13 protein-coding genes and 1 pseudogene are annotated in these 15682 nt (G+C 69.2%); 8 read left to right on the top strand and 6 right to left on the bottom strand.

Annotation, left to right across the window (positions count from 1 at the left end; all coding sequences use genetic code 11):
- Window positions 1-59 precede the first annotated feature (59 nt).
- The 3 genes from ACFJI2_RS21330 (at window position 60) to ACFJI2_RS21320 (ending at window position 3963) form a co-directional block, all read left to right on the top strand.
- Window positions 60-485 carry a hypothetical protein gene (locus ACFJI2_RS21330; protein WP_377701785.1) on the top strand — a complete coding sequence of 142 codons (426 nt, stop codon included), beginning with the start codon at window positions 60-62 and terminating at the stop codon, window positions 483-485.
- A gap of 57 nt (window positions 486-542) precedes the next feature.
- Window positions 543-1523 carry a hypothetical protein gene (locus ACFJI2_RS21325; protein WP_377701784.1) on the top strand — a complete coding sequence of 327 codons (981 nt, stop codon included), beginning with the start codon at window positions 543-545 and terminating at the stop codon, window positions 1521-1523.
- Window positions 1524-1659: 136 nt separating this feature from the next.
- Window positions 1660-3963, top strand: a complete 2304-nt coding sequence (locus ACFJI2_RS21320; RefSeq protein WP_377701783.1) for a catalase — start codon at window positions 1660-1662, stop codon at window positions 3961-3963.
- A gap of 14 nt (window positions 3964-3977) precedes the next feature.
- On the opposite strand, the gene ACFJI2_RS21315 is transcribed toward ACFJI2_RS21320, so the two are convergent.
- Genes ACFJI2_RS21315 through ACFJI2_RS21295 form a run of 5 tightly spaced genes read right to left on the bottom strand, consistent with a single transcriptional unit; the run spans window position 3978 to window position 8269 of the window.
- Window positions 3978-4958, bottom strand: coding sequence for a PfkB family carbohydrate kinase (locus ACFJI2_RS21315; protein ID WP_377701782.1), 981 nt, complete (start codon window positions 4956-4958; stop codon window positions 3978-3980).
- Window positions 4952-5425 (bottom strand): RbsD/FucU family protein, encoded by a 474-nt coding sequence (locus ACFJI2_RS21310; protein ID WP_377701781.1) that lies wholly within the window; start codon window positions 5423-5425, stop codon window positions 4952-4954. The genes ACFJI2_RS21315 and ACFJI2_RS21310 overlap by 7 nt, the downstream gene beginning before the upstream one ends.
- A complete protein-coding gene (locus ACFJI2_RS21305) occupies window positions 5418-6206 on the bottom strand; it encodes an ATP-binding cassette domain-containing protein (RefSeq protein WP_377701780.1) in 789 nt (262 codons plus the stop codon). The genes ACFJI2_RS21310 and ACFJI2_RS21305 overlap by 8 nt, the downstream gene beginning before the upstream one ends.
- 2 nt (window positions 6207-6208) lie before the next feature.
- On the bottom strand, window positions 6209-7231 hold the full coding sequence (locus ACFJI2_RS21300; protein ID WP_377701779.1) for an ABC transporter permease: 1023 nt from the start codon (window positions 7229-7231) through the stop codon (window positions 6209-6211).
- 45 nt (window positions 7232-7276) lie between these two features.
- Window positions 7277-8269 (bottom strand): sugar ABC transporter substrate-binding protein, encoded by a 993-nt coding sequence (locus ACFJI2_RS21295; RefSeq protein ID WP_377701778.1) that lies wholly within the window; start codon window positions 8267-8269, stop codon window positions 7277-7279.
- 214 nt (window positions 8270-8483) lie between these two features.
- Between ACFJI2_RS21295 and ACFJI2_RS21290 the strand changes: the two are divergent.
- Together ACFJI2_RS21290 and ACFJI2_RS21285 are read left to right on the top strand one after the other, a co-directional pair.
- A pseudogene (locus tag ACFJI2_RS21290) lies at window positions 8484-9248 on the top strand (ROK family protein); the annotation flags it as partial.
- 70 nt (window positions 9249-9318) lie between these two features.
- Window positions 9319-9738, top strand: coding sequence for a hypothetical protein (locus tag ACFJI2_RS21285; RefSeq protein WP_377705936.1), 420 nt, complete (start codon window positions 9319-9321; stop codon window positions 9736-9738).
- 66 nt (window positions 9739-9804) lie between these two features.
- Here ACFJI2_RS21285 and ACFJI2_RS21280 read toward each other — a convergent pair whose 3' ends face one another.
- Complete coding sequence (locus ACFJI2_RS21280; RefSeq protein ID WP_377701777.1) at window positions 9805-11091, bottom strand: maltoporin; 1287 nt, start codon at window positions 11089-11091, stop codon at window positions 9805-9807.
- A gap of 181 nt (window positions 11092-11272) precedes the next feature.
- On the opposite strand from ACFJI2_RS21280, the gene ACFJI2_RS21275 reads away from it, so the two are divergent.
- Genes ACFJI2_RS21275 through ACFJI2_RS21265 form a run of 3 tightly spaced genes read left to right on the top strand, consistent with a single transcriptional unit; the run spans window position 11273 to window position 15611 of the window.
- Window positions 11273-12949 (top strand): MFS transporter, encoded by a 1677-nt coding sequence (locus ACFJI2_RS21275; RefSeq protein ID WP_377701776.1) that lies wholly within the window; start codon window positions 11273-11275, stop codon window positions 12947-12949.
- The gene (locus tag ACFJI2_RS21270) at window positions 12946-14229 is read left to right on the top strand and encodes an HlyD family secretion protein (RefSeq protein WP_377701775.1); all 1284 of its coding nucleotides are present in this window, start codon (window positions 12946-12948) and stop codon (window positions 14227-14229) included. Before ACFJI2_RS21275 ends, ACFJI2_RS21270 begins: the two co-directional genes overlap by 4 nt.
- Complete coding sequence (locus tag ACFJI2_RS21265) at window positions 14226-15611, top strand: efflux transporter outer membrane subunit (RefSeq protein ID WP_377701774.1); 1386 nt, start codon at window positions 14226-14228, stop codon at window positions 15609-15611. The genes ACFJI2_RS21270 and ACFJI2_RS21265 overlap by 4 nt, the downstream gene beginning before the upstream one ends.
- Window positions 15612-15682 lie beyond the last annotated feature (71 nt).

Raw genomic sequence — 15682 nt, 5'->3', positions numbered from 1 at the left:
CCTGATCGGCCTATCGTTACTCAGGCAATGAAGCCCATCAACGACAGCGAGGAATCATCATGGACAACACCACCGACAAATCGAGCAACTCCACCAGCAACTCCACCCGCGATTCCGTGACCCAGTTCGGCCGCGACACCCGCGCAGACCTGCACAGCGCCATCGACCGCACCGCCGAAAAAGTGCAGCCGACCGCAGACCGCCTGGCCAGCTCCGCCCACGCCACCGTGGACAAGATGGCTGAAAAAGTCCCTCCCACCGCCGACCGCCTGGCCGGCGCCGCCCACACGGCAGTGGACCGCGTGGCCGACACCGCAACCCAGGTGAGCGAAAAGGCCGCCAGCGGCGCCAAGGAACTGAGCGCCGCCTACACCCGCTTCGCCGAATCGGGCCGCAACTACGTGCGCACCAGCCCCGCCACGTCGGTGCTGCTGGCCGTGGCGGCCGGCTACGGCCTGTCCAAGCTGCTGGGCAGCCGCAAATAAAAAAAACCAATCACCGGCGGCGCCGGCTTGTCCGCGCGCCGCCGCCAGGAGACTCGCATGCAAACTTCCATTCCCATTTCCGACGCACCCCAGGCCAGCGGCATCGCAGTGATTCCGCAGGCTGAAGCCGGCCAGTCCGGCGTGTCCTGGAGCGCAGTGCTGGCGGGCGCATTGGCCGCCGCCGCGCTCTCTTTTATTTTGCTGATACTGGGCGTGGGCCTGGGCCTGTCCGCCGTATCGCCGTGGTCCTATAACGATGCGCCTATCGGCAAGTCGGCCATTATCTGGGCTGCCTTCATGCAGCTGGCCGCGGCGGGCGTGGGCGGCTATCTCGCCGGCCGGCTACGCGTACGCTGGGCCAATGTGCACGGCGATGAAGTCTATTTCCGCGACACCGCGCACGGCCTGCTGGCCTGGGCGCTGGCCACGCTGCTGACGGCGGCGCTGATGGCGGGCGCAGTGCGCGCAGCCCTGAGCGGCGCCATTGACGCCGGCGCGGGCGCGGCCACCGCCATCGGTGCCACCGCCGGTGCGGCCGGCGCAGCAGGTGCCGCCAAGGGTGCGCTGCCCGCCGCGCTGACCGGCGCCGCCGGCCCGGGCGCCAGGAGCGACACGGCCGGCACCAGTCCGGGCGCCTACTACACCGACATGCTGCTGCGTACCGACGCGCCGCTGCCGGAAACCGACAACGGCGCGCTGCGCGCGGAAGTCGGCCGCATCCTGCTGCAGCAGCCGGCCAACGGCCCGGCCATGGCCGTGGAAGACCGCCAGTACCTGGCGCGCCTGATCGCCAAGCGCACCGGCGTGGAACAGGCCGAGGCCGAGCGGCGCGTGGACGACGTCCACGCCCGGCTGGTGAAAGCCCGCACCGACGCCGAAACCGCAGCGAAGAACGCCGCCGAACAGGCCCGCAAGGCCGGCGCCCATTCCGCGCTGTGGATGTTCGTGGCCCTGCTGCTGGGCGCCTTCATCGCCAGCCTGGCCGCCACCTTCGGCGGCAAACTGCGCGACGCCGGCAGCCCGCTGCCGCGCCGCTGATCAACTTAACGACGAGGAGACCGCCATGCGCTCTATCCTGCTGTGGATGCTCGGCATACCGCTACCCATCATCATCCTGCTTGCGCTGTTCCGCTAATCGATGTTTGCAGATTGATGTTCCGCTATTGAGGATCTTATGACCAACAACAAGAAAGGCCAGCCCGCGAGCGGGATCGACCTGGCGGCCAGCATCGGCCACAACGTCAACAAACCCGCAGAGCACGGCGACGCGGCACGCACGCCGCCCGAAGGCCAGCACGTGGAGGCGGGCGTGCCCGCCGCCACCGCCGGCACCGCGTCCGAGGTGCAAAGCTCGGCCAAGGTGGGCAGCGGCGCGCCGCCGCTGGGCCTGAACCCCAACGACGGCAACCTGGAGCGCGTGCGCACCGACGCCGGCGGCCAGCGCCTGACCACCAACCAGGGCGTGCCCGTCGGCGACAACCAGAACTCGCTGAAGGCCCATCTGCGCGGCCCCACGCTGATGGAAGACTTCATCCTGCGCGAGAAGATCACGCACTTCGACCACGAGCGCATCCCCGAACGGGTGGTGCACGCGCGCGGTTCGGCGGCACACGGCTACTTCGAGTCCTACCAGGACCTGAGCGCCGTCACGCGCGCCGCGCCGTTCGCGCAGGCCGGCAAGCGCACGCCGGTGTTCGTGCGCTTTTCCACCGTGGCCGGCGAGCGCGGCTCGTCCGACACCGCGCGCGACGTGCGCGGCTTCGCCGTCAAGTTCTATACCGACGAAGGCAACTGGGACCTGGTGGGCAACAACATGCCGGTGTTCTTCATCCAGGACGCGATGAAGTTCCCGGACCTGGTGCATTCGGTGAAACCCGAGCCGCACCACGGCATGCCGCAGGCGGCCAGCGCGCACGACACGTTCTGGGACTTCACCTCGCTCATGCCCGAGTCCATGCACATGCTGATGTGGACCATGTCCGACCGCGCCATCCCGCGCAGCTACCGCATGATGCAGGGCTTCGGCGTGCACACCTTCCGCCTGGTGAACGCCGAGGGCGTGAGCGTGTTCTGCAAATTCCACTGGCAGCCGCTGGCCGGCACGCACTCGCTGGTGTGGGAAGAGTCCAACAAGATCATGGGCGCCGACCCGGACTTCCACCGGCGCGACCTGTGGGAAGCCATCGAGGCCGGCGCCTATCCGCAATGGGAACTGGGCCTGCAGATCTTCACCGAAGCGCAGGCCGAGACCTTCCCGTTCGACGTGCTGGACGCCACCAAGATCGTGCCGGAAGAACTGGTGCCGGTGCAGATCGTCGGCCGCATGACGCTGAACCGCAACCCGGACAACTTCTTCGCCGAGACCGAGCAGGTGGCCTTCTGCACCGCGCATATCGTGCCCGGCATCGACTTCACCAACGACCCGCTGCTGCAAGGGCGCATCCACTCCTATGTGGACACGCAGATCAGCCGCCTGGGCGGGCCGAATTTCCACGAGCTGCCGATCAACGCGCCGGTGTGCCCGGTGCACAACAACCAGCGCGACGGCATGCACCGGCAGGCCATCCACCGCGGCAAGGTGTCGTACGAGCCGAACTCGCTGGGCGGCGGCTGTCCCTTCCAGGCCGGCATGGCGGGCTTCACCAGCATCCGCGAGCAGGCCGTGACGGAAGACAAGGTGCGCGGCAAGCCCGAGCTGTTCGCCGACCACTACTCGCAGGCGCGCCTGTTCTGGAGCAGCCAGAGCCCGGCCGAGCAGGCCCACATCGTGGGCGGCTTCCGCTTTGAACTGAGCAAGGTGCAGATCCCCGCCATCCGCGAGCGCATGCTGTCCATGCTGGCCAATGTGGACGCCACCCTGGCCCACGGCGTGGCCGCGGGCCTGGGCATGCCGGTGCCGCCGCCGCAGCCGCTGGCCACCGCGCTGCCGCTGCCGCACTATCCGCCGTCGCCCGCCTTGTCGCTGCTGGCGCGGCCGGGCGAGCAGGGCATCAAGACGCGCCAGGTGGCGATCCTGGTTGCGCCGGGCGTGGACGAGGCCAGCGTCAAGGCCATCCAGTCCTTCCTGCTGGCCGAAGGCGCCGCGCCGCACCTGGTGGCGGGCACGCTCAGTCCGGTCCCGACCGCCGGCGGCGGACTGCTGCCGGTCGAGAAGACCTTCGAGAACGCGCCGCCGGTGCTGTTCGATGCGGTGGCCGTGCCGGACGGCGCCGATGCCGCCGACCGGCTCACCATGGACGCGCTCGCGCTGGACTTCGTGCGCCAGCAATACCGCCACTGCAAGCCGCTGCTGGTGGTGGGCGCGGGCGCCGGCCTGCTGGCCAAGGCCGGCATCCCGCCCAAGCTGCCGGACGGCTCGCCCGACCCGGCGCTGATCGGCACCGACCCGTCCGACCTGCCGGACGCGCTGGCGGCGTTCAAGGCGGCCCTGGCCGGCCACCGCGCCTTCGAGCGGGAGACCGATCCGCCATTGGTGTGAGGCGCCGTAGCCGTTCAGGCGGCCTGTTCCCCGGCGGCGTCAGGCCAGTCCGGCTGCGCCGCGAGGAAGGCTGCCGTTTCGGCGGCGGTGGCCGGGTTGCAGCCTTCGCGCATGGCGTTGATGCTGGCGCTTGCTACGGCGTAGCGCGCCGCCTGCTTCAGCGTGGCGGCGCTTGCCTCGCCCAGCGCCGCCGCCGACAGCTTGCCGGCCGACGCCAGGCTCGCCACCAGGCCGGCCAGGAAGCTGTCGCCGCAGCCCACCGTGTCCACCACGTCGATACGCTCGGGCGCGCCGAGCGCCACGCAGGCGCGGCGCGACAGCAGCACCGCGCCCTGCGCGCCCAGCGTCAGCGCGACCAGTTTCACCTGCGTCTGCTGTTGCAGCAAGCGCGCTGCAGCCAGCGGCGCCATGTCCGTATAACCCAGATGCAGCAGGTCTTCCTCGCTGACCTTGATCAGGTCGGCCAGCGCGAGTGCGCGCTGCACGCCGGCCGCGTAGGCGGCGAGGTCATCGCAGACCAGCGGGCGCATGTTGGCGTCCACCGATATGAGCGCGCCTGCCGCCGCAGCAGCCTGGATAATCTCCAGCGTGGCGCCGATATCGCCGGGTACCAGGGCCAGGCCGCCGGTGTGGAACAGGCGCATGCCGGCCGGCAGCGCGGCGCGGGCCTGTGCCGGCCGGATGTCGCGGTCGGCCACGCCTTCGCGGTGGAAGACGTAGCTGGGCGTGCCGTCCGCGTCCAGGGTCACGATGGCCAGCGAAGTGGGCCTGGCGCTGCGCGCCGGGCTGCCCAGGCGCACGCCGTCGCGCGCCAGCATGCGCGCGAAGCCCTGGCCGAAGCTGTCCGTGGACAGGGGATTCAGGTAGGTCGCGTCCATGTGCTGGCGCGCGGCGGCGATGGTGAAATTGCACACCGCGCCGCCCAGCGCGGCGGCAAAGCGGCCGTCCGGCGTTTCTATCATGTCCACCAGTGCTTCGCCGAAGGTCACTACCATGCCGCTTCTCCTGTTGCACGTGGTTTGGTTCCGGCGAGCACGCCCTTGCGGAACAGGAAATTGGCGTAGGGCTGCAGTTCGCCGGTCTGCACGATGGCATACGCTTGCCGTACCTGCTCGTAGAAGGCGAAGCGCTCGACCGCCTCGCACTGGCCGGGCGCCGCCGCGCCGGCCGAGGCGCACAAGGCCACCAGCTCGCGCTGCAGGGCGGAGCGGTAGCCTTCCGGCTGCTCCGAGACGGCCATGAACGACACCGGCTGGCCGGGCAGGTCCAGCGGAAAAACGGACAGGACGGCTTCGCAGGCGCGCGCCAGGCCGGCGCCGGGCAGGCGCAGGACCGGCTTGCCGTGTCCCAGCGAGGCGGCGGTGAAATTGGCGTCCACCACTGCGACGGCATCGCCGTGGCCCATCTCGGCCAGGGTCTTGAGCAGCTCGGGCGTGAGCAGGGGATCGATTCCTTTAAGCATGGGCCAGCTCCGGCAAGTCGCGCGGGTCCTTGGCGCCGGTCATCACGGCCACCGTGTCGGACATGCTGATGTGCCTGGGGTTCACCACGGCCACGCGCTTGCCCAGGCGCTGGATGTGGATGCGGTCGGCAATCTCGAATACGTGCGGCATGTTGTGGCTGATCAGCACCACCGGCAAGCCCTTGTCGCGCACGCGCCGTATCAGCTCCAGCACCATATTGCCTTCCTTCACGCCCAGCGCGGCGGTCGGCTCGTCCAGGATCACCACATGCCGCGCGAACGCGGTGCTGCGCGCCACCGCCACGCCCTGGCGCTGGCCGCCCGACAGCGTGCCCACCGCCTGCTGCATGGAGCGGATGCCGATTTTCAGGTCGCGCATGTGGCCGACCGCTTCTTCCAGCATGCGCTTCTTGTCGATCAGGCGCAGCCACTTGCCCAGCAGGCCGGGGCGCAGGATTTCGCGGCCCAGGAACAGGTTTTCCGCAATCGTCATGGCCGGCGCCACCGCCAGGTCCTGGTACACCGTTTCAATGCCGTGGCGGCGCGCGTCGATGGGCGACTTGAAGTGCACCAGCTCGCCGTCCAGCCGCAGCTGGCCCTCGTCCGGCACGATGGCGCCGGACAGCGCCTTGATCAGCGAGGACTTGCCGGCGCCGTTGTCGCCGATGACGGCCAGGATTTCGCCGGCGCGCAAGTCGAAGTCGGCGCCGTCGAGGGCGGTCACGCCGCCGTAGCGCTTGACCAGGCCGCGTGCCTGGAATACGTCGTGGGTGGTGCTCATGCTCAGCCTTTCTTGTGCGTCAGTTGGTCGGTGGCCACGGCCAGGATTACCAGCACGCCGGTGACGAGGATCTGGTAGACGGAGGGCACGCCCATCAGCGTGAGGCCGTTGCGGAACACGCCCACGATCAGCACGCCGACCAGGGTGCCCGCGATGGAGCCGCGCCCGCCGAACAGGCTGGTGCCGCCCAGCACCACGGCGGTGATGCTGTCGAGGTTGTCGGTCTGGCCGCCCTGCGGGTCGCCCACGCCCATGCGCGCCACCGACAGCAGCGCGGCAATGCCGTAGAACAGGCCGGCTATCATGTACACGCCCAGCAGCACGCGCCCGGTGGCGATGCCGGTCAGGCGCGCCGCTTCCGGGTTGTTGCCCACCGCGTACAGATGGCGGCCGGGCGCGGTTTCACGCAGCACCAGCCAGGTCAGCAGGTACAGCCCCAGCATCAGCGCGGTGCCGTAGGTGACGCTGGTTTGGCCGAGGTGGAAGGTGTTGCCGAAGAAGGTCATGGCCTGCGGCAAATCGGTCACGGTTTGCGCCTGCGAGTAAATCTGCGTGACGGCAAAGGCGATGTTCATGGTGCCCAGCGTGACGATGAAGGGCGGCAGCTTGATGGACGTGACCAGCGCGCCGTTGACGTAGCCGATCAGCACGCAGGCGGCCATGCCGCACAGCACGGCCGCATAGGGATGCATGCCGTAGTCCACGCCGAACTTGGTCATCACGACCGAGGCGAGCGCCATCGCCATGCCGCACGACAGGTCGATGCCGGCGGTCAGGATGATCAGGGTCTGGCCGAGGGCGATCACGCCCACCACCATCACCTGTTGCAGGATCAGCGAAAAGTTCTGTCCGCTCAGGAAGCGCTCGGACTGGGTGGCGAAAAAGATGACCGAGGCCAGCAGCGCGATCAGGGGACCGAGCAGGGTGGCCGGGGGCAGCAGGTCTTTGAACCGGGCCAGGGGCGGGCGGGCGGACGGGGCGGCCGGGCTTGCGTGCGCCGGCGCCGGCTTGAGTTGGGCGTTCATGGGGATTCCTTGGTCTGAGTGGGCAGGGCGGCGGGCGTGCCGTGTCTATTTACCCCAGCAGGCGCTGAGGCCGAAGGCGGTGTCGCGGCTGTCGACGCCGGCCATCTGCTTGTCGGTCACCAGCGTCACGCCGGTGTCCACGTAGCCGCTCGCCTTCTTGCCGGTCCTGGCATAGGCCACGCCGGCGTCCAGTGCCAGGCCGGCCATCCTCAGCGGGTACTGTTGCGCGGTGGCGCCGATCACGCCGGCCTTGACGTCGCGCACGCCGGCGCAGCCGCCGTCCACGGACACGATCAGGACGTTCTTTTCCCTGCCGGCCGCCTTCAGCGCCTTGTAGGCGCCGGCCGCCGCCGGCTCGTTGATGGTGTAGACCAGGTTGATGTCCGGATTCTTCTGCAGGCAGTTCTCCATCGCCGTCTGGCCTTTGCCCTGGTCGCCGTAGCTGTCCGCCATGCACACCACCTCCGCGCTCTTGGCCGGGGCGATGGTTTTGGCGTCGATGCCGGGTACGCCGTAGCCGGCCAGGAAGCCGTTGTGGCGCGCAATGCCCACCGGATGGCCGGGGAACAGGTCCAGGGTGGCAATGCGGGCCGGCTTGCCGGCCAGGGACGCCCTGGCGTATTGGCCGATCAGCTGGCCGGCCTTGAAGTTATCGGTGGCAAACAGGGCGTCGGTGGCCTCGAGCGGGTCGGCCGGGCTGTCGAGCGCGATCACCATCACGCCCCGCTCGCGCGCCTTCCGCAGGGCCGGCACGATGGCCTTGGCGTCGCTGGGCGTGATCAGGATGGCCCGGGCGCCGGCCGACACCATGTTCTCGATGGCCGTCACCTGGCCGGCGTTGTCGCCGTCCGATTTGCCGGCCGCCGTCAGCAGCTTGGCGCCCTGCAGCTTGGCGGCGCGCTGCGCGCCTTCCTTCATCTTGACAAAAAAGGGATTGGTTTCGGTCTTGGTGATCAGGCCGACGACGGGCTCCTGGGCGGCGGCGTAGCCGGCGACGGATGCGATCAAGCCCATTGCGATGCAATGCTTTGCGTTCATGCAGGTCTCCTGTGATTTTATTGGTCGCGCTGCCGGGAGCGAGCCCGGCAAGCTGGCGCGTGTCGCGCTGACTGAAATATAGGCTGCCCAAATTAATAAATCAAGTTCTTTTATTTAATCGGATCGGGCCTGCGCGGATTGACGCTTCCCGGCAACAACGCTAAGCTCGCGTTTTGCCAGCCAACCCGGCCAGGCGCTCGCAGGAACCTCACCCATGCAGGAACACCATAGCCCGGCGGCATCCGCTCCAGACGAGGGCGCCGCCGACAACTTGCGTCCACGGGGCTCGAACCAGACCGGCATGCGCCAGTTCAACGAACGCGTGGTGCTGCAGGCGATCCGGCTGCACGGCAGCCTGCCCAAGGCCGACCTGGCGCGGCTGACCACGCTCAGCACGCAAACCGTCGCGCTGATCATCGCCCGCCTGGCCGATGACGGGCTGGTCATGAAGCTCGAACCCTTGCGCGGCAAGATAGGCCAGCCGTCGGTGCCGATCGCGCTCAAGCCGGACGGCGCGTTCTCCATCGGGGTCAAGATCGGGCGCCGCAGCCTGGACGTGCTGCTGCTCGATTTCACCAACACCGTGCGCATGCGCCATTCGCAGGCTTACCGCTTTCCCGATCCGCGCCAGGTGTTCGAGGTGATCGCGCAGCAGGTGCGCGCCATGCAGGCGGCGCTGGCGCCGGCGCTGCGCGGCCGCATCCTCGGCATCGGCGTGGCGGCCCCGCTGTCGCTGGGCAGCTGGCAGGAGTTGATGGGCGTGGCCGACCAAGACGGGCGCTGGAACCGGCTCGACATCGCGCGCCAGATCGAGAACGACACCGGCTTGCCCGTGATGTTCGCCAAGGACACGGCGGCGGCCTGCGTGGCCGAGCTGGTGGCGGGCAAGGGCCGCAGCGTGAAGAGTTTCCTGTATGTGTTTGTCGATACCTTCATCGGCGGCGGCCTGGTCATCGACAGCAATCTGTACGCCGGGCTGCACGGCAATGCCGGCGCCATCGGCTCGCTGCCGGTGGGCGTGGCGGCGGGCGTGGGGGCGGGCGGGGAAGATGCCGGCGCAGCTGCTATCGACCGCGTCGCTGCTGGGCCTGGAGCGCCTGTACGAGGCGGCGGGCCTGGACCCGGCCGCCGCCTACGACGAGCGCGCCGGCCAGGCGCCGTGGGCCGAGCACAGCGCGCGCTGGGTGGCGCAGGCTGCGGCGGGTATTGCCATGGTGGTGTGCAGCGCCAGTTGCATGCTCGATCCGGAAGGCGTGATCATCGACGGTTCGTGCAGCCGCGCGCTGCTGGACCAGCTGATGGCGGCCGTCGCCGGCGCGCTGGACGGCTACGACTGGGAAGGCGTGCAGCGCCCCGCCGTGCACAGCGGCGCCATCGGTCCGGACGCGCGCGCGCTGGGCGGCGCGCTGCTGCCGCTGTACGCCAACTTCGCCCCGGACCGCGAACTGTTCCTCAAGCTGGAAGCCTGACCCTGGCGCCAGGGCCACGCTACTGCCAAGCTTCTACTTGGCGGCTACCAGGCTGCTACCTGGCTGCTACCACCAGGCTTCCACCTGCAGGCCGGCCGATGCGCCGCTGGTCGCATTGCCATACACCGGGCCGCCGTTGTTGCTGGCGTTGACCAGCGGCGTGGCGGCGCCGTTCCACTTGCCGTAGCTGACGAACAGCCGCAGTTCCGGGCGCGACCAATAGCTCTCGCCCATGGCGATGGCCGGCGCCAAGGTCAGCTTGGTCAGGCGCGCGGTCTGGCCGGTGCTGTCCTGCTTGAGCGCAGTGACCCCCAGTTCGCCCTGCAGCTTCAGGTTGGGCCATAGCGCATACACCGGTCGCACGCCCACCGTAGTCCAGGTGTTGCGCAGCGCCGGGTCGTCCGCCTTGTCCTGCTGATAGACGGCGGCAAATTCCATGCTGAACCGGCGGGTCGGCTGGATCACCAGGTCCTCCAGCAGGCGCACGCGGGTCACGTCCGAGCCGAGCGCCGTGCTGCCCGACGGCCCCATGCGCGCACAGCACAGGCCGATACCGCTGCCCGGGCCGCTGCCGTACTGCAGGCCCACCAGGTTCACGCCGCCCAGCACTTGCTGGCGGTGGAACAGGCCGATCGCCCAGCCATTGTGGCCGGCATCGCCCTGGCCCTGGGCGGCGCGGTTGCGTCCTTCCGCCGTGACGATGGTCAGCGCCGCATCGAGGGTGCCGCCCGGATTGAGCGGCAGGTCCTGGTACAGCAGGTTCTGCCGCAGCGCGGACGGCGTGTTGACGATGGCGCCGCCGGCGCCGGTCGCGTTGGTGTCGTTGTCCTTGAACACCGCGTAGCTGAACTTGCCCGCGCCCAGCGGGATCTTGTCCAGGCCGCCGCCGGTACCGTTCATATTGATGTACTGCATGTCGAGCATATGGATGTCGGGGCGATAGTAGTAGCGCTTGCCGACCCACGCGGTGCCGCCGTTCAGGAAGGGCAGGCCCTTCGCTTCGATATATCCCTTCAATAATTCCAGCTTGGCGTCGCGGAAGCCCGACTCCGGCGCATAGGCGCTGACCCAGAGCGTGCCGACGAAGCTTACGCCATTGTCGGCCTTGGCCAGTTCCTTGGTGTAGCCGAACTCGGCGTTGGAATCGCATTCATTGCCCAGGCGGTAGTAGGCGGTCGGGCCGCCCAGGGCATAGCAGCTCAGCGGCCCATGCTTGGAGCTGCTGCCGGCGCTGGCGCGCATATAGCCGTGGAAGCCCTCGGTGTCGTTGGGATAGGCGTCGGCGCGGGCGGCGCCGGATGAGAGTGCGAGCGCGAGCGCCAAGGGGAAGGCCTTGCGGGGGATGCCGGTCATCGTTGTCTCCTGGATTTTTTATGGTGTTGAGATGCAGCGCAGACGAGTTTGCGCTAGCTTCTTAAATAAATCAATAAGTTTTATTTAATGGCTGCGGACGCGCTCATCCATTGGTATCAGCGACGTAAGCGCATCGCAGTGCTATGCTCACGAACAAGGCTTTCCACTACGGCGACCATGCATGGACGTATACGCACCGCAAACCTGGCTACCGCATGAGCGCCCGCTGCTGCCGGGCTCTCCCTCCACGCCGCTGCACTCGGACCGGCGCCGCCTGGCCTACCTGATCGTCGGCTTCATCGTGGCCATGACCGGCGGCCTGGGCAATGCGCTGGTCACCGTCAACCTGCCGTACGCGCAGGGCTCGCTGGGCGTGTACGCGGCTGAAATCCAGTGGCTGCCGGCTGCCTATGTGATGGCCAACGTCTCCATGAACCTGCTGCTGGTGAAGTTCCGCCAGCAGTACGGCCTGCAGCTGTTCACCGAACTGTTCCTCGGCCTGTACGCGGTGGCCACGCTGGCCCACCTGTTCGTGCACGGCCTGGCCTCGGCCATCGCGGTGCGCGCTGCGCACGGCATGAGCGGCGCCGCGCTCACGGTGCTCGGCCTGTACTACGTGCTGCAAGCCTTCCCGGCGCAGCACCGCCTGAAAGCGGTGGTGATCGGCGTCGGCTTCCCGCAGCTGGCGCTGCCGATGGCGCGCCTGTTCTCGTCCGACCTGCTGGAGATCGGCGAATGGCGCGGCCTGTACTTCTTCGAACTGGGGCTGGCGCTGCTGGCCATGGGCTGCGTGCTGCTGCTCAAGCTGCCGCCGGGCGACCGCGTGAAAGCCTTCGAAAAACTGGACTTCCTCACCTTCGGCCTGTTCGCGCCCGGCGTGGCGCTGCTGTGCGCCGTGCTGGCACTGGGCCGCACGGTGTGGTGGTTCGAGTCCACCTGGCTGGGCTACTGCCTGGCCGGCGCCATCGTGCTGATCACGGCGGCGCTGCTGGTGGAGCACAACCGCGCCTCGCCGCTGCTCAACACGCGCTGGCTCAGCACCGGCATGATGCTGCGGCTGGCCGCGTCGGTGCTGCTGATCCGCATCGTGCAGTCCGAGGCGGCCGGCACGGTGGGCTTCCTGCAGGCGCTGGGCCTGAACAACGACCAGATGCAAACCCTGTGGCTGATTACGCTGGTGGGCAGCGTGGGCGGCATCGCCGTCAGCGCGCTGACCATCACGCCGGCGCGCATCCAGCCCTCGTTGATGATCGCGCTGGCCATGATGGCCGTGGGCGCCTTCCTGGACAGCCGCGCCACCAACCTCACGCGGCCGGAGCAGATGTACTTCAGCCAGTTCCTGCTGGCGTTCGGCGGCACCTTCTTCCTCGGCCCCACCTTCGTGTCCGGCTTCGGCGCGGTGATCGCCGCGCCGCGCAACCTGATCAGTTTTTCGCTGATGTTCACCATGTCGCAGAACATCGGCGGCCTGCTCGGCTCGGCCATCGTCGGCACGGTGCAGGTGATGCGCGAGAAATTCCATTCCAGCCAGCTGGTGGAGAACCTCACGCTGCTGGACCCGGACGTGGCGGCGCGCGTGCAGTCGTCCGGCGCGGCGCTGGCCGGTACGCTGGCCGATCCGGCCGCCCGCAGCGCGCTGGGCGTGGCGCAGCTGGGCGCGGCCGCCACGCGCGAAGCCAACATCCTGGCCTACAACGACGTCTTCCTGATCATCGCCGTGGTGGCCGTGGCCACCATCGCCTGGATGCTGCTGCACCACCTGTGGAATATCTGTACCGCCTGCAGGCCGGCGGTGCCGGCGCAGAACGCGCAGACCGGCATGGCCAACGTCTCCCTCAACAACTCCGGGTCCAAATGAGCACAACTACGCCGCCAGAACCAGCTCCATCCACCGCCGCCGCCGCGCCGGCCGCCGCGCCAGCGGCGCCAGCCATGCCGCCGGCGCCGCCGCAGCCCGACAGGCGCCAGCAATGGCTGTCCGCCGCCGGCTTCCTGCTGGTGGCGCTGATCGGCGTGCTGGTGGTGCTGTACGCCTGGCGGCTGCCGCCTTTCAGCACGCCCATCGTCAGCACCGAGAACGCGCTGGTGCGCGGGCAGGTCACGGTGATCGGCACGCAGCTGTCCGGCTACGTGGTGGCGGTGAAGGTGCAGGACTTCCAGCACGTGAAGGAAGGCGACCTGCTGGTGCAGATCGACGACCGCATCTACCAGCAGCGCTACGAACAGGCGCAGGCGCAGCTGGCGGCGCAGAAGGCGGCGCTGGCCAACTGGGAGCAGTCGCACCGCAGCGCCGAAGCCAGCATCCTGCTCAACCAGGCCGCGCTGGCCAACGCCGAAGCGCAGGCCGCGCGCTCGGTGGCGGACCTGAAACGCGTGGAAGCGCTGGTGGCGGACGGCTCGCTGTCCATCCGCGAACAGGACCAGCAAAAGGCCGGCAAGGCGCAAACCGCCGCCGCCGTGGCGCAGGCGCGCGCCAGCCTGGATATCGCCAGGCAGGCGGCGCAGTCGGTGGTGGTCAACAAGCTGTCCCTGCAGGCCGCCGTCGCCAATGCCGAAGCGGCGCTCAAGGCCGCCAAGGTGGACCTGGACAACACCCGCATCACCGCGCCGTCCGACGGGCAGCTCGGGCAGGTGACGGTGCGGCAGGGCGCCTACGTCAACAGCGGCGCGCAGCTGATGGGGCTGGTGCCCAGGCAGATGTGGGTCATCGCCAACCTGAAGGAGACGCAGATGAACGATGTGCGCGTCGGCCAGAGCGCCACCTTCAAGGTGGACGCGCTGAACGGCGCCGTCATGACCGGGCAGGTCGAGCGCATCTCGCCCGCCACCGGCTCCGAATTCAGCGTGCTCCCGGCCGACAATGCCACCGGCAACTACGTCAAGATCGCCCAGCGCATCCCGGTGCGCATACGCATCGACGGCGGGCAGGGCGAAGCGCACCGGCTGCGGCCCGGCATGTCCGTCATCGTCAGTATCGACACCTCATCGGTCCGCGATGGCGAAGCGCCGGCCAAACCGCGTACACCCGCAGCAGCGGCCGCACTCGCACCCGCCGCCGCGCCGGCCGCCGTACCGCGCGCACCGGCCGCAGCCGTGCCGTCGCCGGTGCAGCCTGCCGCCAGCGGAGCCCGGCCGTGAGCCGCGCCGCGCCGCGCATCGCCCTCGCCATCGCCCTGCTGCTGGCCGGCTGCGCCGCCAAGGTCGGCCCGGCGCCGCGGTCCACCCTGCACACGCCCGCCGAATGGCGCACCCGCATCGGCCCCGCAAGCGGCGCGCAGCCGGTGGAGCAGCAATGGTGGCAAGCCTTCAGCGACCCCGCGCTGACGGCACTGGTGGCCGCCGCCCTGGAACACAACGGCGACCTGCGCATCGCCCGCGCCCGCGTGGCCGACTACCGCGCCCGCGTGGCGGCCGCGCACGCCAGCCAGCTGCCCAGCGTCACCGCCAGCGGCAGCCCGACGCGCACCCGCACGCTGGCCTACAACGGCATCCCCTACGAAACCAATCTGTACCAGGCCGAAGTCCAGGCCAGCTACGAAATCGACGTGTGGGGCCGCCTGGCCAACCTGACCGATGCCGCGCGCGCCGCCTACGCCGCCGAGCAAGCCAGCGCCGACGCGGCCGCGCTCTCCATCGCCGCCAGCGCCGCCTCCGGCTACCTGAACCTGCGCGGCCTGGACGCCCAGCTCGACCTGACGCTAGCGACCCTCAAGCTGCGCGAAGAATCGCGCGAACTGGCGCGCAGGCAGTTCGAAGTCGGCTACAGTTCTCGGCTCGAATGGCTGCAGGCACAGGCCGAATACCAGGCCGCGGCCGAGCAGGTCCCCCAGCTGCAGCGGCAAATCTTCGAACAGGAAAACGCGCTCGCGATCCTTGCGGGCCGCAACCCCGGGCCCATCCCGCGCGGCGTGCCGCTGGCCGAGCTCGCGCCGCCGCCGGTGCCGGGCGGCCTGCCATCCGAGCTGCTGCTGCGCCGACCCGACATCGCGCGCGCCCAGCACAACCTGCTGGCCGCGAACGCCACGCTGGCCGCCACGCGCGACCAGCTGCTGCCATCGTTCCGCCTGACGGCCGTGGGCGGCCTGCAATCGACCGTCTTCAGCGACTTCATCAAGGACCCCACGCACCTGTGGCGGCTGACCGGCGCCGTGGCCGGTCCGCTGTTCGAAGGCGGCCGCGTGCAGGCGCAAACCGACTCCGCCGCCGCCGCGCGCGACCAGACCGTGTACGCCTACGAAAACGCCGTGCGCGCCGCCTTTGCCGAGACCGACAACAGCCTGGGCGCCATCCAGCGCCTGCGCGAACAGGCCGTGCAGAACGACGCCCGGCGCGCCACGGCCGCCGAAACGCTGCGCATCGCGCGCAACCGCTACCGCAACGGCTACGCCTCCTACCTCGAAGAGCTCGACGCCCAGCGCACCCTGTACAGCGCCGACGTGCTGCGGCTGCAGCTCAAGACGCGCATCCTGATCGCCTCGGTCGACCTGTACCGCGCCCTCGGCGGCGGCTGGCAGCCTTAGCCGCCACAAAAATGGGGTCAGGGTTAATATTCCGCTGTGCGGAATACCAACCCTGACCCCATTTTTCACTG

Source organism: Pseudoduganella sp. UC29_71, assembly GCF_042693265.1.
Lineage (GTDB): Bacteria > Pseudomonadota > Gammaproteobacteria > Burkholderiales > Burkholderiaceae_D > Rugamonas.
The sequence above is the reverse complement of the archived record's forward strand: the minus strand, read 5'-3'. Positions and strand labels throughout refer to the sequence as shown.

What these genes read in the sequence shown, in the direction of transcription:
- ACFJI2_RS21300 (WP_377701779.1), bottom strand. Translation starts at nt 7,231, where the DNA reads ATGAACGCCCAACTCAAGCCGGCGCCGGCGCACGCAAGCCCGGCCGCC.
- ACFJI2_RS21310 (WP_377701781.1), bottom strand. Translation starts at nt 5,425, where the DNA reads ATGCTTAAAGGAATCGATCCCCTGCTCACGCCCGAGCTGCTCAAGACC.
- ACFJI2_RS21280 (WP_377701777.1), bottom strand. Translation starts at nt 11,091, where the DNA reads ATGACCGGCATCCCCCGCAAGGCCTTCCCCTTGGCGCTCGCGCTCGCA.
- ACFJI2_RS21330 (WP_377701785.1), top strand. Translation starts at nt 60, where the DNA reads ATGGACAACACCACCGACAAATCGAGCAACTCCACCAGCAACTCCACC.
- ACFJI2_RS21275 (WP_377701776.1), top strand. Translation starts at nt 11,273, where the DNA reads ATGGACGTATACGCACCGCAAACCTGGCTACCGCATGAGCGCCCGCTG.
- ACFJI2_RS21315 (WP_377701782.1), bottom strand. Translation starts at nt 4,958, where the DNA reads ATGGTAGTGACCTTCGGCGAAGCACTGGTGGACATGATAGAAACGCCG.
- ACFJI2_RS21305 (WP_377701780.1), bottom strand. Translation starts at nt 6,206, where the DNA reads ATGAGCACCACCCACGACGTATTCCAGGCACGCGGCCTGGTCAAGCGC.
- ACFJI2_RS21285 (WP_377705936.1), top strand. Translation starts at nt 9,319, where the DNA reads ATGCCGGCGCAGCTGCTATCGACCGCGTCGCTGCTGGGCCTGGAGCGC.
- ACFJI2_RS21325 (WP_377701784.1), top strand. Translation starts at nt 543, where the DNA reads ATGCAAACTTCCATTCCCATTTCCGACGCACCCCAGGCCAGCGGCATC.
- ACFJI2_RS21270 (WP_377701775.1), top strand. Translation starts at nt 12,946, where the DNA reads ATGAGCACAACTACGCCGCCAGAACCAGCTCCATCCACCGCCGCCGCC.
- ACFJI2_RS21295 (WP_377701778.1), bottom strand. Translation starts at nt 8,269, where the DNA reads ATGAACGCAAAGCATTGCATCGCAATGGGCTTGATCGCATCCGTCGCC.
- ACFJI2_RS21320 (WP_377701783.1), top strand. Translation starts at nt 1,660, where the DNA reads ATGACCAACAACAAGAAAGGCCAGCCCGCGAGCGGGATCGACCTGGCG.